Genomic DNA, 19,432 nt, shown 5'->3' on the forward strand with positions numbered 1-19,432 from the left:
AAATGAACGGACGGTGGCAATCTACGTAATCGAGACTACCAAATCCTTATGTTAGGGCTCAATGCCCAGATTTCGAGGCGCTTGTGCATGTAAACGCCAGATTACGCATAAAGCCGCCACCAAGAAGACAGCTTCGAGCAGGAAAACAGGTATATACGGTGTGGCGGGTCGGGATGTGCCGGGCATGGCAAGGATGACATCGCGGATCACGCCGCCGGCGGCGATTGCGATCCCGGCGGCAGTCGCTTGCACCGCGCCCCATGCGCCGAGCGCCAAGCCAATCTGTGACCGCGGCGCGCGGCGCATAGTGGCCGTCAGGGTGCCGTGCCCAAACAGGCCCGCCCCCACTCCTGAGACGAACGTGCCAAACGTGAAGAGGGCAACACCCCCCATCTGAGCGGCGATGGCAATCGCGATAAACGCAGGCACACCGATGGCGGCCCCGAAAGTGGCAACGTTCAGGGGCTCTGCCCCGCGCAAGAGAACGTGACTGGCAAACCAGAACCCCAGTAGGCCGCCGCCCGCCAAAACTGCGGTCAGCCGTGTGGTCATAGCGACCGACATCGAAAGGACTTCGCCGCCATAGGGCTCCAGCAGAACCTCGGCCATTCCGTAGGCCATCGTTCCAAGTGCGATAACGATCAAAAGGCGCATTGTGCCTTCGCGGGCAGAGAAGACAGCCCATGCATCCGAGAACGCCTCAACCGGCGGCGGGTTGGCGGCGCGGGCGCGGTCGCGCGGCTCCTGCTTCCAGAGGGCGAGAAGGTTCAAAGCGATGGTTGTCACGGCCGCGCCTTGCACAACTTGAACAAGCCGCCCCGGGGTGTAGTCAGCCAGAAGATAGCCAAAAACCAACGCGCTGACGATCATGCCGACAAGCAGCATCACATACATCAGGCCCACGACCTTTGGCTGCTCTTCAACCTCCACAAGGTCAGTCGCCAAGGCGAGGCCGACGGTTTGGACGGTGTGGACCCCTGCCCCAACCAGCAGGAAGGCGAGCGCAGCGGAGGTGCGGCCGATCCAAAGCGGCGCATCCGCCGCCTGATCGTAGCCGGACAAGACCAGCAGGGCAAAAGGCATGATGGCAAAACCACCAAATTGCAGCATTGTACCCTTCCAGATGTAGGGCACACGTCGCCATCCAAGGGCGGAACGGTGTTGATCGGATTTGAACCCGATGAGCGCACGAAATGGCGCGAAAATCAGCGGCAGAGCCAGCATGATTGCGACAAGTGAGGCTGGCACGCCAAGCTCCACGATCATCACGCGGTTGAGCGTGCCGACCAGCAAAACAAGGGCCATGCCCACGGAAACCTGGAATAGGGAAAGGCGTAGGAGCCGCGACAAGGGAGCCGTTTCGCTGGCAACATCGGCAAACGGCAGGTAGCGCGGCGCGATCCGAGTGATGCGGCGCAGGATATTGTCACGAATGCCGCTCAAGAAGCTGCCCCGTTGCTGATGGTCGCTGGAGAAATCTGGCGACCGGGCCGGGTCAAGAAGCGACGCGCGCTTCTATCCCCCGGTCGTGGAGAACAAGGCGCTTATTCGAGCGCCGTGTCGGTTGGTAGCAATGTCCTCGCGGAGGCCAGCGTCACCGGGTCTTCGATGACAAGCCTTGCTGTCCGCCCATCGGGCAGAATTACCGTCATGCCGTCATCGGCAGCGGCGTCGAGATACATTGGCGCGTCAGGTGTGACGTCCGCACTTGCGGGCAGGATATTCGTTTCCGTTTCCAGCGCCGCCGAGCCCGAGCCGAGTTCCTGTCCAGACAGGAAATCAGACACCCAGGTGGTGTTGCTGACAACGGCGACATGCACCGCAAACGAGCCGACGGCTACCGCTGAAAGAAACAGCGGAATACCGACGGTGGGCTTAACAACAAGCCAGATCTTTGAATTGTTCATGCGATCTTGCTCCCGTCAGCCCAGCCAAGGCGTTGCAACAGCCACGAGGAAGTGAGCGACCAAAGCGATCCCCCCAAACACCCGCGTGCCATCGATGAGGTAGCTATGCACCTCTTCCGCCTCTTTGAGGGTCAGACCCGTAGGCCAGACTTTATCCGGATCATCAGACATGATGTTCCTCTCCTCTTCGCTTCGAGATTTGGTCCGAAGGTGCAGGCACCTCAGAACCGGCGAGCGACGGGCCCGCAGAGGCGAAGACACATAGGCGTCTGGCATCCGGGTCCATCGAGATTAAGAATGTCACACCAGTCTGACAGGTCAACTGTAAATTGTGATTTACACCACCTCCTCGCGTGAAACCGAAAGCCGTGTTGAGATCAAATCTCGGTCGGACGCACCTAAACCCTTGTCAATAAACGCTTTGCGAAGATTCAAAGCTGTTTCATCTGAAGTGATTTTTGTCCGTGGCGCCGCATCCAAAACCACGAAAAACCAACGCCTTGCTGTGTCTTTTGCATTGCGAAGACCGCCCCTTCACGATGTAAAGTGTCAATCCAGCATGACAGCAGAGTCGCCCTTTCCATAGCCTTTTGCGCGGTAGAGGAGGCGTTCAACCCTAGAAAAATCATCCTGAATTGCGCGCATTTGGCCTGAGTTACGCCACGGAGTGCCGCAATCGGGCCATGGTTGAAGCGCGACATAAGGGTCACGAGCGCGCTCCATCCGAATTGAGGGCGTTTACGCACTTTCGAAACCGCAGGAATTCAATGAAACCGGAACCAACGCTTCAAGGAGATGAGCTGCCCCCCGGCGCAACCTTGTGTGCCGGTCAGTACACCATTGAAGGTTACCTCAACGCTGGCGGCTTCGGTGTGACCTATTTGGCCTGCGACAGCCTTGGGCGGCGCGTGGTCATCAAGGAGTGTTTTCCTAGCGCGATGTGCTTTCGCTCGCATCAGACGGTCTGCGTTCGCAGCCAGGGAAATGCAGTCGAATTCGATGCGATCCTCGAGTTGTTCGAGAAGGAAGCGCGCGCGCTTGCAATGCTACAAAACCCCTATGTCGTAGGTGTTCACCAGTATTTTCGCGACAACGGTACAGCCTACATGGCCATGGATTTTGTCGAGGGGCGCACACTTCTCGACATTATTGAAACCACGCCTGATCGCCTGACGCCTGAGCTTGTGAAATCTTTGCTGTCGCAGCTTTTGCAAGCGCTCGACTACATCCACGAAAATGACATCCTTCATCGCGACATCTCGCCTGACAACATACTGGTGGATGATGACGACCTTCCCGTATTGATCGATTTCGGCGCGGCACGGGAAGACGCGACGCGGGTCAGCCGCGTGCTATCGAAACTGCAAACGGTCAAAGACGGCTATTCGCCCCAAGAATTCTATGTCGCAGGCAGCGACCAAACCTATGCGAGCGATCTATACGCCCTCGCCGCAACCTTCTTTCATTTGCTCACCGGAACCGCTCCGCCCAGTAGCCAGGTTCGGATGGCTGCCGCAGCGCGTGACGTGGCCGACCCCTTGCCGCCACAGCCACACATCGACGGATATGATGCCGATTTCATCACGGCCATTTGGCAATGCCTCAGCCTGTTCCCAAAGGACCGGCTGCCGGATGCCGATACATGGCTGTCAATGATCGACGATACGCGTCGTAAGGAGCGGCTGCTTGAACAAGCGGAACAGGATGAGACGCTGGACATGACAGTCTCTCAACTCGTCCGCGACTTCTTTCGCGATTTCACGCCGAAGGCTTCTGAACCACCCAAACCAGCAAACGACCCGCCAAAACCAGTCGTGGCAAAACCCGAAGTGCGCGTCGTACAGCCTGAACCGCCGATTGATGATGGGGGCACCTTTCCGCCCGCAGAAGTCGCAACCGCGCATCCCAATTGGCCCCGAAAACCAAAACTGCAACCGATTGAACGGATGCAGCTTCGGCACAGCCGTCCGGAAGTTTTGAACAGGAATGCGCCAGCAGAAGCTGCTTCGGGTCGCCCAAGCTGGCTGTCGCTGTTCGGGAAAGCCTCCAAAACCTCCCCCAGGGCGGTCGATGGGGATGATCAAACAGAGGAAATCGCATGAGTATCAAAAGACTACGCAATGTTGCCGTGCGGATGCGTCCACCAGCTTCGGTGGAAGAACCAACCGCAGGCGCACGCACCTCGCATCCGGTCTCACAACCGCCAGCCAAACCCCGGCGCGTAGCGATTAGTCGACCGCGAACGGATCAGCCGCGCCAAATATGGGATCTTGAAGCGGACACAGCCAAAGTTGCGCCGGTGCCAGCACGAAGTGAAATTCCAGCGCCTGCTTCTCAAGATGCCCAACCGCCAGATCGCGCGAAGACGCGAGTCATTGGCTTTCTTGGCGCTGGTCCGGGGTCTGAGGCGGCGTCCGAAGTTTCAACAGATGGCCCGACCTACCCTGCCGGTTTTCTTGTCGTCATCGACGGGCCTGGCCGCGGCGCCTTCTTTCCGGTGACAACGCGGGTTTCATCCATCGGTCGTGGCGACGATCAAGACATCAGCATGAATTTCGGGGATGAGAGCATTTCGCGCGCTGGACATGCTTCCATAATGTACGACGCCGAACAGAACCGCTTCTTCCTTGGGCACGGCAACAAGGCCAACGCGGTCCGGCGCAACGATATGCCTGTGCTTGCCACAGAAGAAATCCAACACGGCGACACGATCCGTATCGGTAAAACCACCCTGCGTTTTCATGCGTTCTGCGATTCCGGCTTCACATGGAATGAGAGCGGCGATGACTGATCAGCCCGAGTTTGATTTCGACATTGCCTCAGCCCTCGCGCAAGGCACGCGATCACGCCAAGAAGATGCTGTGGCCGTTTCATTCCCGTTTGGTGCAAGGGATGGATTTGCTATTTTGTCTGATGGGATGGGCGGTCATGCAGCCGGAGATCTGGCCAGCCGCGCGATCGTTTCGGAGGTCTTCGCCGCCCTGACAATGCAGGAAAGTGCGCGCCAAGCCGCACCGTCCGACGCCCTGAGGGGAGCTGTCGAAAAGGCAAATACCGGGCTGAAGGCTTGCCTTGCAGCACGCCCGGACCATGAGGGCATGGGCGGCACGGTTGTGGCCACGTATCTCGCGGGGCGCGACCTGCACTGGGTCTCGGTGGGGGATTCCGTTCTTTATCTTTTTCGGGACGAAAAGCTTTCTCGCTTGAATGCGGATCATTCCATGGCCCCGCAACTGGACCTGATGGCCGCAAATGGCGCTATGACCAAGGCCGAGGCTGCCGCTCATCCCCAGCGTAATTGCCTGACATCCGCTTTGACAGGCGAAACGCTCACCGAAATTGACTGCCCGGACGCCCCGCTTGAATTGCGCGCGGACGATATATTGGTTTTGGCCAGCGACGGACTTCAATACCTGCCCGATCCTATCATCGAAGCGCTTTTGCTGCGCGCCCGCAATGAACCGAGTCGCATCATTGCGAACGATCTTCTTGAGGCTTTGGCGACCCTGAATGATCCAGATCAGGACAACACGTCGCTCGTGGTTATCCGACCGATGCTGCGGAAATGCGTGACCCGGAACAGCGGTTTGTTTCAGGCGCCGAGCGCCATGCTCAAAGCCATGCGCCGCGCCGTCACCCCGTCCATTTCCATTGAGCCGCGGGGGTGATGATGCAGGGCCTTGCGCCAGATCCACGTGAGACCGTCGCAAAGCTGGAAGCGCTTGTGACGAACGCCCGCATCCCACAACGGGATGCGGATCGCTGCGTGCATCTGATCGACACACTGCGCAGGCCGGTTCGCGTTTGCCTGATGGGCCAGAGGGACAGCGACTTACGCACCTTGCTCTACACGCTGTGCGGCCGCGACATTGCGCCCGACGGTCTTTCCTTGCCGCCTGCCATTGAACTGCAATTCGGTCATTCTCCACAAACACATGCAACACTTGCGGACGGATCGCACTTAACCTGTGAGGGCTGGCCTCGCGCGGACCTGCTCGCGGAAGCTCCGGTTTTCCTGCGCATCACCGCGCCTTTAGACGCACTCACACGCATGTCGTTTCTGGCTTTGTCCCTGGATGTGAACCCAGCCATGCATCGCCCTGCTCTGGCATGGGCTGCACGACGCACTGAGATAGCGGTTTGGTGCACGACTGCCTTTTCCGACCTGGATGCACGCATCTGGGCCAATGCGCCCGAGCGACTGTCACATCGGGCATACTTAGTGGAAACGGCGCCGAACACAGGCGTCTCCGACCACAAAGCAGCCGCCGATTTCACTGGGCACTTGCATTTAGCCTTGCCCGGCGAGGTCGCCCCCCTACTCAACCGTATCGGCGACGACATTGACGAAGCACGAATAGCCGATCTGGATGCTGCTCATTTGTTGCTACATCGGCTTGGACATCTGAACGGGCCAATCAGCACGGCGAGTGACGTTGCAACAAAGGAGCCGCAGCGCAGCCCGGGACAGCTTTCGCGACTGCGCGACATCTTGTCGGAACCCACGATCTACCTGTCACGCCGCGTTCGAGCCCTGGCCGAAGATTTGGCATGGATCGACCCGGATGCGGAAGCAGCTTGGCACGAAACGGCGCTCATTCACTGCACAGAAACAGCTGAGGGTCTGAAAGACCGATCCAGCGAGTGGCCGGACGATTTGGCGGAATTCACTGCTTTGTCGGAAATGATCGACGACGCAACAAATTTGCTTTTGCTTCTCCAAATGGATTCTGGTCCTGATCAAGTAGAAGACGCGGCCGGACTTTTGCACCAGATGCGTTGCGCGTTCGATCAATGCAGGCTTGGGCACGGGGTGGCGGCATGAAACATGATCCCGCCCTTCAGGCGCCTCCGATGAACCAAGCTCTGCTGTCGCGTGCCTACCGCGGTTTCACGCCTCTCACGCGGGATCTTGCAAAGCTGGAAAAGGCCTTGGGCCATTTGCAAGTCGCGGGTGGGGACGCCCACGCGGATCATATCCGTGCCCTCCGTGCCGAGATGCAGGCCTTCGCGCCTTCGGTAACGTTAATTGGCCAAGTGAAGGCGGGAAAGACCGCGCTGGCTAACGCGATGGCCGGCACAGTTGGATTGCTGCCCTCCGATATCAATCCGTGGACGTCGGTGGTCACGTCCGTCCACCTTTCGCCACGCCGTACCAAAACGCAGGAGAAATCCAGTTATCGCTTTTTCACGGATACGGAATGGTCGAACCTGCTGACAACCGGCGGGCGGGTCGGAGAACTGGCAAGCCGTGCCGGTGCAGATCAAGAGCTTGAAAAGGTCCGCAAACAGCTTGAGGCCATGCGCGACGCGGCCCGCGCCCGATTGGGGGACCAGTTCGAGATGTTGCTGGGGCAAACCCACGACTACGGCTATGCAGATTCCGAGTTGGTCCAGCGTTATGTTTGCTTGGGCGATGACAGCGACGGCATTCCCGCACAGGGCCGATTTGCAGATATCACCCGGTCCGCAGACCTTTACCTGTCGCAACCCGCCCTGCCCTTGCCCCTATGCCTGCGCGACACGCCCGGTGTGAACGACACGTTCATGGTGCGCGAACAGATTACGGTGAACGCCATTCGCGGCAGCCGGTTGTGCGTCGTTGTCTTGTCGGCACATCAAGCCCTGTCCAACGTGGACCTTGCTTTGGTTCGGCTTATTGCCAACGTCCCGTTGCGAGATGTCGTGATCTTCGTCAATCGCATTGATGAACTCGCAGACCCCGCCAAAGACATCCCTGAAATCCGCGCCTCGATCGAGAAAACGCTGAAATCGCTCAGTATTCCGGCAGAGGCAGAGATTCTGTTTGGTAGTGCCCATTGGGCAAATGCGGCCCTTTGCGGTGATTTTGAACAGATGGGCCGTGACAGTGCGGCGGCCTTGCTCAACTACGCGCGATATCAAGATGGTGCGACGGGCCAGGAAAAAGACACCGCTGCACTGATCTGGGCCCTATCCGGACTCCCTGCTCTTGGAGAAACAATCGCAGAACGCACCCGCTGCGGTGACGGCGCGCGGCTGCTTGCCGGTATGGCCGCGGCCGCGCGCAACACCGCCGGTGCAATTTCTGCCAAGCGCGCCATGCGGGAACGGCAGATTGTCGAACGGACAAGCGGCACGGCAAACATGCAAGACCTCGCCGATGCCATTGATCGGATCTCATCCGATGCCCGCGCAACGCTTGATCAATCCCTCACGACCTTGACGGCTGATCTCGATCTGCGGCTCGGTAAAGCGCAAGAGGCTTTTGTCTCGCGCGGCACCACGTCATTGATCCGACACCTCGAGATTTACGGCGAAGACGTAGAATGGACGTATGAGCCCGCCGGACTGCGCCTGCTGTTGAAATCGGCATACAATGTCTATTGCGCGAAGACCCACAAAGCCGCGGACGCCATCTTGGAAAGGGCAGCGCGGCACCTTGAACGCCTATTCGAGGCAACCTTCAACCTGAGCCATACGGGCTTCACGCTAGAGCCGCCAGCCACGCCAGAGCCGCCGGTACCGGTCATGTTGGGCCAAACCATTGCGCTCGACATTAGGGGCAGTTGGTGGACCCGTTGGTGGCGACGCCGGCGCAGCTATGACAGCTACGCCGCGGACTTTCGTTTGTTGATCGAGGCCGAAATTGCACCCATCGTGACCGCCCTTTCGTCAGATCACGCAGCCCCGCATGCAAGTGCGGTGCGCAAGGCCCTCGACAACTTCCTCACCAGACAACGTGGCGTGATCCTTAGCCTTGCTGATCAAGGCGATGAAAATCTTGCACGTCTACGCGAGGAGCAAGGACAGACGGATGAACAGCAATCTCACGCGCTGAACACTGCGCAAGCGATCCTTGCAGATTTCGCGCCAGTTCAAAGAGAAAGGGCAAATTGATGAAACCGGAGCATAAAAAGCCCTGCATTGCCCTGCTTGGCGAATTCTCTGCAGGGAAAAGCACATTGGCCAACCTTTTGTTAGGTCGCACCCAATCCAGGGTGCGAGTGACAGCGACGCAGGTACCACCGCTTTGGTATCAACACGGCAATGGCGAGCCAGTCCGCATCCGAAACGATGATACGAAAGAACCATTAGGCCCCGATGCGGATATCGCGGTCGCCGTGGAGGATACAAAGGTCGTGCACGTGCCGTTGGACGCCCCCATCCTTGAACGGATCGATCTTCTCGATATGCCGGGAAGCTCTGATCCTAATATGGCGCCGGACGTTTGGGACAGTTTGCTACCAAGCGTCGACATAGCGATCTGGTGCACACCCGCGACGCAGGCATGGCGACAATCGGAGGCCGCAATTTGGGACAATATGCCGGATGCGGTCCAAAACCGGTCGATGATGTTGTTGACCCGGTTCGACAAGGTGCGCATGCAGGATCAGACCCGCGTCCTGAAGCGCGTGCGCACCGAGGTCGCGGGACAGTTTCGACATGTTCTTCCCGCCGCATTGCTCGCGAAAGACGCGGCGGGGCGAAGTCCTGCGCTAAAGACGATTATAGCGGCCTTGGACGACCTTATCGAAAACGCTGTACCGAAGGTCGTTGCGCCAGTCGAAGCTTCAAGGGCACAGATACCAAAGTGCCCGCCCAGGCCGCTTCACGAAGCTGTAACGCCACGCCGCGTCACCGCCTTGTCCGCTGGCACTAAAAGCAAACGCCGCTCTGGGCCGAGCGCGCTTTTCTGATCGAACCCATTATGAACGTTGATTGCCTCCATTCTTACCGCAACGCGCATCCACAATGCGCACTCGTCATGCTCAGTGACACACGCTCTGGCACTGTCTTGGCCGCGGATGGGGAACTGATCTACCCCCAAGAACACCTTGATGCACTCAGCATGCTCGCGTCCGACACGCTCGACGTTGTCAGCGTACATGCCATCCACGCCATCCTGCACACGCCCCATGCCACTCGCTTGTTTGTGCGGGTGCCGCATCTGGGCACCGTTGCACTTACGTGTATAGTCAATCCTGGTTCAGACATCACCGAGCTCCTTCCGGGATTGCTTCAATTCGCAGGCACCCTCGAGATTGGGGGCATCGCCGCATGACGAACCTTGCCCGCATTCAATCGACCCTGAACGCGGCTGCCAATGTGGGCAGCCCTGATGCACCGGTCGGTGACTTGTGGGGACTTTTTGAGAAGCTCAACCGCATTGTCCTCCCGCGGGAGGTCACACTCAACCTGACAAATGGCGCAGAACTAAAGCTGACCGCAGGCCATCGAAGACTGCTTGGTATGACCTCCAACCGAACCGGTGCCGCGCCTTGGGGGGATGATTTGAGCGCTGGAGACGAAAAGCGCGTCGTGGACGCACTAGCGAAAGAGCTTTCGGAACATGCCGTTGCCAACTCTTCCGAGATCGCGCTTTCGCAAGGCGCGGAGGCATCTGGGCTTGGTCTCGCAGTATCCCGATTGCTGGAGTTGATTGGTCCAGCCAGCGCGAACCCGACCCGTTCAGCCCTGCCATCATTACTGAAATCCTTCGTCGCTCGATATGCGGGAGAGATCGAAGCGAGCTTCATAGCGGACAGCCAGGAAATTGCGCCACTAACCGGAGAGCATCACGTTATTGAAGAACGCGGTCCTGAGGTCGCCGATATCCTTGCCCGAGCAACTTCAGAAGACAGTGCCTTGGCCTCCACACTGGAAACAGACGGTGCGCTCGCCTTTCCTCAGAGTACAGCGGAAGAGACTTGCATCTTGATCGTGGGATGCGTCGGCACCTACGGCGCGATAGTGTTTCGCCACACCAGCGCGCATCAAGCCATGGAATACTGGAAAGCAGCCTAAGTCGCTGGCACCGCACCAAGCGAGCCGCGCAAGCAAAGCTCAGTGTGCAAGTTCTCGCTTTCAAGCGGAACACCATCCTCCAACAACCCGATTAAAGACCGCGCCGCGCGGCGCCCCATTTCCCGATGCGGGATGCGCACCGTGGCAATCTCGGGCGATGTCACCTGCGCCAATTCGATATCGTCAAAGCCCGTCACGGATACATCACCAGGCACCGACAAACCCATCTTTGCGGCCTGCTTAATCGCGCCAACGGCTAGAACATCATTCGCGCACATTACCACCGTCGGCTTGTGCGGCGCCCCCATCACGGCTTCAAACCCTGCGGCCCCCGTCTCAATCCCGTACCGAGTGCGATGGATCGTAAGGCTGTTTGCAGCCAGTCCGGCCTGCTGAATGGCCTCTGAAACTCCGCGCACCCGTTCGGCCACGCGGTCATTGGTATCGGTCTCTGCGGCAATCAGGGCGATCCTGCGATGGCCCAGCTGCAAGACCTCTTCCGTCAGGCGGCGCATGGCATGGCGATTATCGAACCCTATCGTCGGGTCCGTCTTCGCGGCGTCAAAGGCCCAAGTGATCAGCGTCGGTACGTTGCGCGCCTTGATGAAGTCGGTGATGGCAGGTCCGCGTTGATATCCGATCAACAAAAGCGCGTCCGCCCCTCGCGCGATCAGGGACCGGATCTGCTTCTCTTCAAGATCGGTCTGATACGCAGAACTGGCGACCAGTAGCATATAGCCGCGCCCATCCAGCTCCTCCTGAAACGCCTGAATGCCTTGCGCAAATACGGCGTTTTCCATCGTCGGTATGATCGCCCCAATGGTGCGCGTGCGCTGCGCAGCCATGACGCGGGCCCCGAAATTGGGGGAATAGCCAAGTGTGTCTACAGCGGTCTGAACCCGCTCCCGTGTCCGGTCGGAGACCAATTCGGGGAAATTCAAACTGCGCGAGACAGTCGCCGTGGAAACCGAGGCAAGTCGCGCCACGTCTTCCAGTGTCGGCGCAGATTTGGCGTCTTTGGTCATGGGGTGCAAACGGTTAAAAGCATCTGTTCTGCTTAATGAAAGGGCTTTCACTGTCAACTCTTTGGCCACGCCAACACGCAGTCCGCCTTGTGGTCATATCCGAACTGCGCGAGACACGCGGGGCGCAGAAGGGTTCGCTTATGGCTTTATTCAAACGCTTTGGCCTGTTTTTCGTGCCCAACGGCGGCCTTTACGACCGCGGGGCATCTTGGCTGGGATGGGATAGTGTTGCCGGATGCCCGTTGCCCCATCCGTCGCTGCCCGAGCTTCGCACACCCGTAGAACGGCTAAGCCGCCGCCCGCGAAGATACGGCTTCCACGGCACAATCAAGCCGCCTTTCACCTTGGCGAAGGGGACGGATTTGGCAGAGCTTTCGACTGCAACGGCTGCGTTTTGCGCGGATCAGGCGTCGGTCGCCCTACCCTCACCCATCATCCGTCGCGTCGGTCGGTTCATAGCAATCACGCCGTCTGAACCGATCGGTGCCCTTAGGGCATTTGCGGCCGCGGCAGTCGAAGCATTGGACCCATTCCGCGCGCCCGCCACGGAAAGCGAATTAGCCAAACGGCGCAAGCACGGGCTGAGCACACGGCAAGAGGAAATGCTCCAGACCTGGGGCTACCCTTATGTGATGGACGAGTTTCGCTTTCACCTGACGCTCACCGGCCCGACAGACCATGCGGATCATGTCTGCGACATCCTACGCAACCACTTCGCGGGCGCCCTCAGCGCTCCGCTCACCATCAACGCGCTCTGCCTTGTTGGCGAGGACGCGGATGGTTTTTTCCATGTGGTCGAGCGCGTCCCGTTGACCGGCAAACGCGTGGGGTAGCAGTTTCCGTTTCCTCCCCACCCCAAGAGTGCGCTACGGATTTTGGCAAGAGGGAGGGTTCACCATGGCCGACATCACTGTTTTCGAGGCGCGCAAGATCGTCACCATGGATCGTAACCGCCCCACCGCCACCCATGTCGCGGTAAAGCACGGGCACATCTTGGCCGTGGGGGATGCATCCTGTGCTGACGCGTGGGGCGCGGTCACGCACGACACCACACTCGCCCACACGGTACTGATGCCCGGATTTGTGGAAGGCCATGCCCACATGATGGCGGGCGCGATCTGGGACTACGCCTATACCGGCTTCCACGACCGCATCGATCCCGATGGCAAGCTGTGGCAAGGGCTAGAAAGCCTTGACGCGGTTGTTGAGCGGTTAAGGGAGGTCGAGGCATCGTTGCCCGAACGCCAACCCCTGATCGGTTGGGGCTTTGACCCGATCTTCCTGCCCGATGAACGGCTCGGGGCCAGCCATCTTGATCGTGTGTCCACGACCCGCCCGATCGCAATCATATTCTCCAATTTCCACCTGATGTGTGTGAACTCCGTCGCGTTGGAGATGGCCGGATATGACGGCGGCACCAACGTGGAAGGCGTCGTTAAAGACAGCGCGGGAACGCCAACCGGCGAGCTTCAGGAAATGGCAGCCATGTTCCCGATCATGCGCCGCCTCGGCATTGATTTCCGCGCCCTGTCCCAACGCGAAAGCGCGATCCGGTCCTACGGTGAAGTTGCCCGCCGGGTGGGTGTGACGACCGTGACGGACCTGTTCTCGCAATTGGAGGATGAAGATCTCGCCACAATGCTCTCAGTCACGTCAGACACCGACTTTCCCTTGCGGGTCGTTCCGGCATTGGCTGCAACAGGCGACCCAAACGCGCTGGCTGAACGCGCGAAAGCCCTGAAGACACGTTCCACTGACAAACTGCGCCTCGGCGCGGTGAAGCTGATGACCGACGGATCAATCCAAGGCTGGACGGCGCGGGTAAAGTGGCCCGGCTATGTGGGCGGCCAGCCGAATGGGCTTTGGAACATGGCCCCGGACCAGATCTTTGAAACCTGTGCCGCGCTCCATGCTGCGGGCGTTCAGATGCACATCCACGTCAATGGCGACGAAGCCTCAGAGGTCGTCATCGACGCGCTGGAGGCCGCGATGCGTGCCTCGCCCTGGCCTGCCCACCGCCATGTCCTGCAACACGGGCAGATGATGGACGACGCACAATTCCGCCGCTGCGCCGAACTGGGCATCGCCGTGAATCTGTTCGCCAACCATCTGTGGTATTTCGGGGATCAACACGTGGCCCTCACCATCGGTGAAGACCGCGCCAACCGCATGGATGCCGTGCGCTCTGCCCTTGATGCCGGTCTGACTGTAGCGATCCACTCCGACGCGCCGGTCACGCCAATGGGGCCGCTTTTCACAGCATGGTGCGCGGTGAACCGGGTCACGATGTCAGGCCGCACTTTGGGCGAGGCGCAGAAGATTTCGGTGGAAGAGGCGCTCTATGCCATCACTTTGGGGGCAGCCCGAACGCTGAAGATGGATGCAGAAATCGGGTCTATCGAAGTTGGCAAGCGCGCGGATTTCGCCGTACTCGGCAGCGATCCGACAGAAGCCGCCCCGGACGCGCTGAAAGACGTCGACGTTTTGGGGACTGTGCTCGACGGTCGGGTCCGTCTGCTGTGAACCCTTTGCCGATGACCGTCATCTCCGGCTATCTAGGTGCGGGCAAGACGACGTTGATCAACCGCGTCCTTGCTGACCCGCATGGCTTGCGCATTTTGGTGATGGTTAACGATTTCGGCGCCATCAACATAGACGAGCATCTGCTGATCTCGCGTGATGAAGACACGATTGCCCTGTCAAACGGATGCGTCTGCTGCACGATGGGTGCCGATCTGTTCATGGCCATCGGGGACGCGCTGGACCGTCGCCCGCGCCCCGATCACCTTTTCATTGAAGCCAGCGGCATTTCGGACCCTGCGCGCATCGCGAACGCGGCGTTGGCCGAACCGGACCTGAGTTATGCAGGTATTGTCACCGTTGTGGACGGCCAAAGCTTCACGTCGCTGAAACGCGACCCGCTCATCGGCCCGCAATACATGTCGCAGATCGAAAAGGCGGACCTGATCTGGGTCAGCAAGGAACCTCATACCGACCAGCTAAACCAAGTAAAGGCAGAAGCCGCTGCCCCGGTCGTTGAGGGCATGCCCGCCAATGTCTTCCTTGAGCTCATAGGAAACACCACGACACCACCGGAGCCCGGCCAGCCTCACGCAGACTATTCAGCGTGGGGATCAAACGGCGCCTTCGCCGGGGATAAGGCAATGCTGCGCAGAAGGCTTGAGGAGCGCCCAACGGGTCTTTTCCGCGTGAAAGGGATTGCACAAGACCAAAGCGGCATTCACTGGCGCGTTCAGGTTGTCGGGCAACAGGTAGAAATCACACCCGCGCGAAACGCGGAACCGGGCCTTGTAGGCATTGGATTGTCATCACTGTGGGACGAAGAAGCCATCCAGTCGTGGTGGCCCATAACTTAAGCTGAATGGTGCGGGTGGAGGGAACAGTTGCACGGCGCCTCAACGTGTCACAGTGTTTCAAAATATTTTTTTTCAGACGTTTAGACGGTAGGCATCTCTCATAGTATTGCATGATGCGTCACGATATGCCACGCTCTTGGGTGGACGGAAGGGTGGATAGAGATGCGCGCACTGCACAAGCTTTCCTTTGCCCGCGCGAGAGCGGCGGCCCCAGGAAAATACTCTGACGGTGGTGGGCTTTGGCTGTTCAAGCGACAAGATGGGGGTGCGCAGTGGATCCTGCGCGTAACCGTACATGGACGACGCAGAGAAATGGGTCTTGGAAGGTTCCCTGAAGTCTCCATTCAAGAGGCTCGTGTCGAAGCGGATAAGTGGAGAGCGGAGGTGCGTGCGGGGCGCGATCCAATCAAGGTTCGGGAGCGACGACGCCGCGATGCCAAAATAAACCTCTACCTGTTGGAGGATATCGCACGGGACTGTTTTGAGGCACGTAAAGCTGAGCTCAAGGAGGACGGCAAAGCAGGTCGGTGGTTTTCTCCACTCGAACTCCACGTGCTACCCAAACTAGGAAAGATTCCCATCGCAGAGATAGACCAACGTGACATACGAGATGTCCTGAAACCAATCTGGCATTCAAAAGCCGCAACAGCAAAGAAAGCACTGGAAAGGCTGTCAGTTTGTATCGAACACGGCGCCGCGCTGGGCTTGGATGTTGACCTACAGGCACCGAGGAAAGCCCGTGCGTTATTGGGGGCTCAGCGGCACACAGTCGCCCACATTCCGTTTATGCCATGGCAAGATGTACCTGGGTTCTTCAAATCTCTGGATCCCGACAGTGTCGCGCATCTGGCGCTGAAGCTTCTAATTCTAACTATCGGGACCCGATCGAAACCGCTCCGTTTTCTCCACTTGGACCATATCCAGGACGATGTCTGGAACGTGCCAGGCGAGCTAATGAAATCCCGGCCTGGCGCTGCCGCGGATTTTCGAGTTCCGCTCTCTAGGCAAGCTTTGTCAGTCATCGAAAGGGCGCAGCCATTTCAGCGAGACGGCTTCCTATTTCCCAGTGCTAGAAAAGGAGTGATCTCGGATGCGACTATGGCGCGACTTATGGAGCGACGAGGCCTCGAAGCACGTCCACATGGGTTCCGATCCAGCTTCCGTGTTTGGTGTTCGGAAGTTGGAGATGTTACTTGGGAGGTTGCAGAAACCTGTATAGCGCATAGCACAGGAAACAAGGTCGAGCGGTCGTACAAGCGGACAGACCTTCTGGAGCAAAGGCGTGAGGTCATGCAACGCTGGGCTGATTTCGTAGATGGTTCAGAACCCTGAATAACGCGGATCTACGCAAGCCGCTGGAACGACGGCAAGTACGTTCTTGCGGCAATAAAAATAACGCTGTGCGCTGTTTTTGAAAATCTCCGGTCATAGGTGCCGGTTGCCACGCAAAAGGAGAGAATTCTTGCGCAAAACGCTACCAATGTTCGACGGGTCTCATGGAAATGCTAAACCCTTCGATGGTCTTTTTTTGATAGCCGCGCTGGGCAGTTCAAATTTCGACGAGATCATGGATACCCATTCCATGATGAAAGGCCTTCAAGAGCAAGATCGAGATAGCGCAACCAATTCCAGCCGAACCTTCCTCAAAAAAATAATTTTGGACGACGAGACAAATAAGATGCATGCTGGACATGTCGTCCTTGAGATCTCTTCTTTTTATCTGAGAACTGGAGAGTTCCCAACCCTCGACAAGACCTACAAACTCGTCGCGACGGAAACAGCCGCAGACGAAGGCAAGCCGGCAACGGCCTCACTCCCAGAGAGCATCCGAAAGGCCTTTAAGAGATATCGACCGACATCCCACTACCTTGCAGCTTGGGCGCTTGATCCCGATGTTTTTTTTGAGAGTGGGTTCTCTGCCACGAAAGCCGACCATACGCTTCGCTTGATAAAGTGGTTTGAGACTACGCTGGATCATTTTTTTGAAGTTCATTCCAGCAGCCAGTAGCACCCGGTCCTGTTACCGGATGTAATCCCCAAGATCGAAGATGCCAACGCAAGAAAGCTTCTGGTCCCGCCGACTCCATAGCGCTCGCGTTCCACTCTGAAAATCAACTCACTCGGCTGGGCGGCAGAAAGGTGTCATTTTTTTTATGACACTGCCGACAACCGATGTGCGGAAGTACTGGCTGCTCTTGAAAAAACAGGAGTAACCATGAATTATCTTACCCTATCTGACCTGAGCACCAAACTCGGCGGCCGCAGCCGCAGCTCGATCTATCGCGACATTGAAGCAGGCCGCCTCCCCCTGCCGATCAAGTTCGGCCGCCGTCTCTACTGGGCAGAAGCCGATGTCGACCGCGCCATCCAAGCCTTCGTCAAAGGGTCTGAATAATGACCCGCAAGCCGGACCAGTGGATGTACGATCTAGCGGACGAGCGGCGTTTGGACGGCTCATTGCGCTTTCTTTTTATCGAGCTTTGCCGTTTTGCCGATCGCAAAACCAACTGTTGTTTCCCTGCCGTGGACACGCTTGCCAAGCGCGTCAAATCCCATCGCCGGACCGTGCAGAGCAACTTGCGCAAACTTGAAGAGCGCGGCGCTATCGAAACCCACAAGCAGTCAAAGAACAACGTTCAGCTGACCAACAAGTACCAGATCTTGGGGGTGGCAAAAAAACCGCCCCGGGGGCGGCGCTAGGACCGCCCGAAGTAAACCCCTTCGGGGTTAGATTCTTACCAGAGAGAAAAGATCTATGACCTATCAGTCCAAACAAGTTGTGGATGAATTCACTGGTCTTTGGCGTCGGATTCTAGTCAACGCTGGCATACCTTCGGAATTTCTTTCTGCCCGGCACGGCCCGTGCCCGCTTTGTGGCGGGAAGGACCGGTTTCGCTTCGACGATGTAGGCGGGAATGGGACGTGGTTTTGCAACCAGTGCGGTAACGGGAATGGTTACGAGCTTTTGAAACGGCGGCTTGGTATTCGTGGTTTTCCCGAAGCGAAAGACGAAGCACGTCGGTTGCTCGGTGCTACTACTGGGCCGGTGAACGCCTTTTTTTCTTCTGGAAAGAAAAATAACCCCGCTGATTTTGACCAGCAGAAACGGCTTTGGGAACAAGCGCACCAAATCACTCCCAGCTCCGAGGCAGGGCTGTACCTAACTTCGCGCGAACTCGACCTACCGTATGATGCGGAATACCTCCGCGTGTCTGCTAGCCCAATTTCCTATGACGGGTCCCAGCGCTTCGTTGCGATGCTCGCCAAACTCGTTGACCAAGATGGGAATTTTGTTGGTCTGCACAAAACCCACTTGCTGGGCGGCATGAAGGCGCCTGTGCCCAAGCCCAAAACATTCGGACGCGGTTCGAAATTGGATGGTGGCTTCGTGGGAGACGGGCTGCACAACAGCGAAATCTTCGGGATCGCCGAAGGTATCGAAAATGCCATGGCGGCTTCCGTGTTGTTTGGTTGCCCCGTCGCAGCAGCAGTTACTGCAGACAACTTGAGCAAATTCAAGCCGCCCGTGGGCGTGCGCGTCGTGAACATCTATGCAGACAACGACCCCAGCGGTGAGGCTAAAGCGGAACGGTTGCGCCGTCGCCTTGAGGATGCGCACTTCGAGGTCCACGTCGAGTATCCGTGCGATGGCAAGGACTGGTGTGACGAACTATTAAGTTTGCCGGGAACGGGCCTGCGTGACACCGGCCAACTGCAGTTCAGATCAAGGGTAGTTAAATAGTTTTGGGGGTAATTTCCTAATGATTTGTGAAAACACTCCTCAAGTCGACATTCGCGATTACCTGCCGACCGGCCACGATATTTCGGCTCTTGGAACTAACCTCAGTGTATATCGTATAAGGTGCAACTACGGCGGCTACCGGTATTGGTTTCGGTGCCCAGCATGTCAGCGCAACTGCTGTATCCTGTATTTGGTCAATGGCTGCGTTCGCTGCCGGAAATGCGGTAAGCTTCGCTACCGCAGCGAGCTTCTTTCACCGCAAGCACGCCGGCTCCGCAAAGCGCTCAAGATCCGTGCAAGCCTAGGACAGACCTCTGGCGGTCTAGCAGTCCCGTTCCCTGAGAAACCGAAGGGCATGCACCGGAAAAGATACGAGCGGTTGAAAGAAGAGTGCATGACCACTGAGGCGGCGTATATGAAAGAACTCGGTGCATTTATGATAAGGCTTCAAAGGAGAGTTGAAGCTTGGTAGCGCGGAAGGCCGGGCCACATGCGGGCAGTCGTCGCTTGACCTACGCGATAGCTCATCACAACACTTTCAAAGAGGACCTGCGCCACAGCTATTTGACCGGGATTTCTTTCAGGACCGATGAC

The 19,432-nt window shown here is 58.0% G+C and carries 20 protein-coding genes; 16 read left to right on the forward strand and 4 right to left on the reverse strand.

The window, feature by feature from the left end; all coding sequences use genetic code 11:
* Nucleotides 1–51 precede the first annotated feature (51 nt).
* The 3 genes from V8J81_RS10340 to pufB all read right to left on the reverse strand — a co-directional run bounded on the left by V8J81_RS10340 (nt 52) and on the right by pufB (nt 2,078).
* Nucleotides 52–1,443, reverse strand: a complete 1,392-nt coding sequence (locus V8J81_RS10340) for a PucC family protein (protein WP_368475673.1) — start codon at nt 1,441–1,443, stop codon at nt 52–54.
* A gap of 101 nt (nt 1,444–1,544) precedes the next feature.
* A complete protein-coding gene (locus V8J81_RS10345; protein ID WP_368475674.1) occupies nt 1,545–1,907 on the reverse strand; it encodes a light-harvesting protein in 363 nt (120 codons plus the stop codon).
* Nucleotides 1,908–1,922: 15 nt separating this feature from the next.
* Entirely contained in the window at nt 1,923–2,078 is a 156-nt protein-coding gene (pufB, locus tag V8J81_RS10350) for a light-harvesting antenna LH1, beta subunit (protein ID WP_339982414.1), read from the reverse strand.
* A 596-nt stretch (nt 2,079–2,674) separates the two neighbouring features.
* Between pufB and V8J81_RS10355 the strand changes: the two genes are divergently transcribed.
* The 8 genes from V8J81_RS10355 to V8J81_RS10390 all read left to right on the forward strand — a co-directional run bounded on the left by V8J81_RS10355 (nt 2,675) and on the right by V8J81_RS10390 (nt 10,694).
* Nucleotides 2,675–4,009, forward strand: a complete 1,335-nt coding sequence (locus V8J81_RS10355) for a serine/threonine-protein kinase (protein ID WP_368475675.1) — start codon at nt 2,675–2,677, stop codon at nt 4,007–4,009.
* Nucleotides 4,006–4,698 carry an FHA domain-containing protein gene (locus tag V8J81_RS10360; protein ID WP_368475676.1) on the forward strand — a complete coding sequence of 231 codons (693 nt, stop codon included), beginning with the start codon at nt 4,006–4,008 and terminating at the stop codon, nt 4,696–4,698. The genes V8J81_RS10355 and V8J81_RS10360 overlap by 4 nt, the downstream gene beginning before the upstream one ends.
* Nucleotides 4,691–5,575 (forward strand): PP2C family protein-serine/threonine phosphatase, encoded by an 885-nt coding sequence (locus V8J81_RS10365; RefSeq protein WP_368475677.1) that lies wholly within the window; start codon nt 4,691–4,693, stop codon nt 5,573–5,575. Before V8J81_RS10360 ends, V8J81_RS10365 begins: the two co-directional genes overlap by 8 nt.
* 173 nt (nt 5,576–5,748) lie before the next feature.
* Nucleotides 5,749–6,732, forward strand: coding sequence for a hypothetical protein (locus V8J81_RS10370; protein ID WP_368475678.1), 984 nt, complete (start codon nt 5,749–5,751; stop codon nt 6,730–6,732).
* Nucleotides 6,729–8,786, forward strand: a complete 2,058-nt coding sequence (locus V8J81_RS10375) for a dynamin family protein (protein WP_368475679.1) — start codon at nt 6,729–6,731, stop codon at nt 8,784–8,786. The genes V8J81_RS10370 and V8J81_RS10375 overlap by 4 nt, the downstream gene beginning before the upstream one ends.
* On the forward strand, nt 8,786–9,586 hold the full coding sequence (locus V8J81_RS10380; RefSeq protein WP_368475680.1) for a dynamin family protein: 801 nt from the start codon (nt 8,786–8,788) through the stop codon (nt 9,584–9,586). The genes V8J81_RS10375 and V8J81_RS10380 overlap by 1 nt, the downstream gene beginning before the upstream one ends.
* A gap of 68 nt (nt 9,587–9,654) precedes the next feature.
* Nucleotides 9,655–9,951, forward strand: a complete 297-nt coding sequence (locus V8J81_RS10385) for a hypothetical protein (RefSeq protein WP_368475681.1) — start codon at nt 9,655–9,657, stop codon at nt 9,949–9,951.
* Nucleotides 9,948–10,694 carry a hypothetical protein gene (locus V8J81_RS10390; RefSeq protein ID WP_368475682.1) on the forward strand — a complete coding sequence of 249 codons (747 nt, stop codon included), beginning with the start codon at nt 9,948–9,950 and terminating at the stop codon, nt 10,692–10,694. The genes V8J81_RS10385 and V8J81_RS10390 overlap by 4 nt, the downstream gene beginning before the upstream one ends.
* Here the strand turns inward: V8J81_RS10390 and V8J81_RS10395 are convergent.
* Nucleotides 10,691–11,719, reverse strand: a complete 1,029-nt coding sequence (locus V8J81_RS10395) for a LacI family DNA-binding transcriptional regulator (protein WP_368475683.1) — start codon at nt 11,717–11,719, stop codon at nt 10,691–10,693. The two genes, V8J81_RS10390 and V8J81_RS10395, sit on opposite strands and share 4 nt — an antisense overlap.
* 140 nt (nt 11,720–11,859) lie before the next feature.
* On the opposite strand from V8J81_RS10395, the gene V8J81_RS10400 reads away from it, so the two are divergent.
* The 8 genes from V8J81_RS10400 to V8J81_RS10435 all read left to right on the forward strand — a co-directional run bounded on the left by V8J81_RS10400 (nt 11,860) and on the right by V8J81_RS10435 (nt 18,838).
* Complete coding sequence (locus tag V8J81_RS10400) at nt 11,860–12,552, forward strand: DUF1045 domain-containing protein (protein WP_368475684.1); 693 nt, start codon at nt 11,860–11,862, stop codon at nt 12,550–12,552.
* 64 nt (nt 12,553–12,616) lie between these two features.
* The gene (locus V8J81_RS10405) at nt 12,617–14,242 is read left to right on the forward strand and encodes an amidohydrolase (RefSeq protein WP_368475685.1); all 1,626 of its coding nucleotides are present in this window, start codon (nt 12,617–12,619) and stop codon (nt 14,240–14,242) included.
* An 11-nt stretch (nt 14,243–14,253) separates the two neighbouring features.
* Nucleotides 14,254–15,096: a CobW family GTP-binding protein gene (locus tag V8J81_RS10410; RefSeq protein WP_368475686.1), complete on the forward strand. Its 843-nt coding sequence runs from the start codon at nt 14,254–14,256 to the stop codon at nt 15,094–15,096.
* A gap of 162 nt (nt 15,097–15,258) precedes the next feature.
* A complete protein-coding gene (locus V8J81_RS10415) occupies nt 15,259–16,428 on the forward strand; it encodes a tyrosine-type recombinase/integrase (RefSeq protein WP_368475687.1) in 1,170 nt (389 codons plus the stop codon).
* Nucleotides 16,429–16,558: 130 nt separating this feature from the next.
* Complete coding sequence (locus V8J81_RS10420) at nt 16,559–17,104, forward strand: hypothetical protein (protein ID WP_368475688.1); 546 nt, start codon at nt 16,559–16,561, stop codon at nt 17,102–17,104.
* Between the two features lie 207 nt (nt 17,105–17,311).
* Nucleotides 17,312–17,491: a helix-turn-helix transcriptional regulator gene (locus V8J81_RS10425; RefSeq protein WP_368475689.1), complete on the forward strand. Its 180-nt coding sequence runs from the start codon at nt 17,312–17,314 to the stop codon at nt 17,489–17,491.
* Nucleotides 17,491–17,796 carry a helix-turn-helix domain-containing protein gene (locus tag V8J81_RS10430; RefSeq protein WP_368475690.1) on the forward strand — a complete coding sequence of 102 codons (306 nt, stop codon included), beginning with the start codon at nt 17,491–17,493 and terminating at the stop codon, nt 17,794–17,796. Before V8J81_RS10425 ends, V8J81_RS10430 begins: the two co-directional genes overlap by 1 nt.
* A gap of 55 nt (nt 17,797–17,851) precedes the next feature.
* Nucleotides 17,852–18,838, forward strand: a complete 987-nt coding sequence (locus V8J81_RS10435) for a primase-helicase zinc-binding domain-containing protein (RefSeq protein ID WP_368475691.1) — start codon at nt 17,852–17,854, stop codon at nt 18,836–18,838.
* Nucleotides 18,839–19,432: the final 594 nt, after the last annotated feature.

Origin of the sequence: Gymnodinialimonas sp. 202GB13-11, from assembly GCF_040932485.1 — a bacterium.
In the GTDB taxonomy this organism is placed as follows: domain Bacteria; phylum Pseudomonadota; class Alphaproteobacteria; order Rhodobacterales; family Rhodobacteraceae; genus Gymnodinialimonas; species Gymnodinialimonas hymeniacidonis.

Coding starts and splice junctions, on each gene's coding strand:
- V8J81_RS10345 (WP_368475674.1), bottom strand. CDS start 1,907: ATGAACAATTCAAAGATCTGGCTTGTTGTTAAGCCCACCGTCGGTATT.
- pufB (WP_339982414.1), bottom strand. CDS start 2,078: ATGTCTGATGATCCGGATAAAGTCTGGCCTACGGGTCTGACCCTCAAA.
- V8J81_RS10355 (WP_368475675.1), top strand. CDS start 2,675: ATGAAACCGGAACCAACGCTTCAAGGAGATGAGCTGCCCCCCGGCGCA.
- V8J81_RS10360 (WP_368475676.1), top strand. CDS start 4,006: ATGAGTATCAAAAGACTACGCAATGTTGCCGTGCGGATGCGTCCACCA.
- V8J81_RS10365 (WP_368475677.1), top strand. CDS start 4,691: ATGACTGATCAGCCCGAGTTTGATTTCGACATTGCCTCAGCCCTCGCG.
- V8J81_RS10375 (WP_368475679.1), top strand. CDS start 6,729: ATGAAACATGATCCCGCCCTTCAGGCGCCTCCGATGAACCAAGCTCTG.
- V8J81_RS10380 (WP_368475680.1), top strand. CDS start 8,786: ATGAAACCGGAGCATAAAAAGCCCTGCATTGCCCTGCTTGGCGAATTC.
- V8J81_RS10385 (WP_368475681.1), top strand. CDS start 9,655: ATGCTCAGTGACACACGCTCTGGCACTGTCTTGGCCGCGGATGGGGAA.
- V8J81_RS10390 (WP_368475682.1), top strand. CDS start 9,948: ATGACGAACCTTGCCCGCATTCAATCGACCCTGAACGCGGCTGCCAAT.
- V8J81_RS10395 (WP_368475683.1), bottom strand. CDS start 11,719: ATGACCAAAGACGCCAAATCTGCGCCGACACTGGAAGACGTGGCGCGA.
- V8J81_RS10400 (WP_368475684.1), top strand. CDS start 11,860: ATGGCTTTATTCAAACGCTTTGGCCTGTTTTTCGTGCCCAACGGCGGC.
- V8J81_RS10405 (WP_368475685.1), top strand. CDS start 12,617: ATGGCCGACATCACTGTTTTCGAGGCGCGCAAGATCGTCACCATGGAT.
- V8J81_RS10410 (WP_368475686.1), top strand. CDS start 14,254: ATGACCGTCATCTCCGGCTATCTAGGTGCGGGCAAGACGACGTTGATC.
- V8J81_RS10415 (WP_368475687.1), top strand. CDS start 15,259: ATGCGCGCACTGCACAAGCTTTCCTTTGCCCGCGCGAGAGCGGCGGCC.
- V8J81_RS10425 (WP_368475689.1), top strand. CDS start 17,312: ATGAATTATCTTACCCTATCTGACCTGAGCACCAAACTCGGCGGCCGC.
- V8J81_RS10430 (WP_368475690.1), top strand. CDS start 17,491: ATGACCCGCAAGCCGGACCAGTGGATGTACGATCTAGCGGACGAGCGG.
- V8J81_RS10435 (WP_368475691.1), top strand. CDS start 17,852: ATGACCTATCAGTCCAAACAAGTTGTGGATGAATTCACTGGTCTTTGG.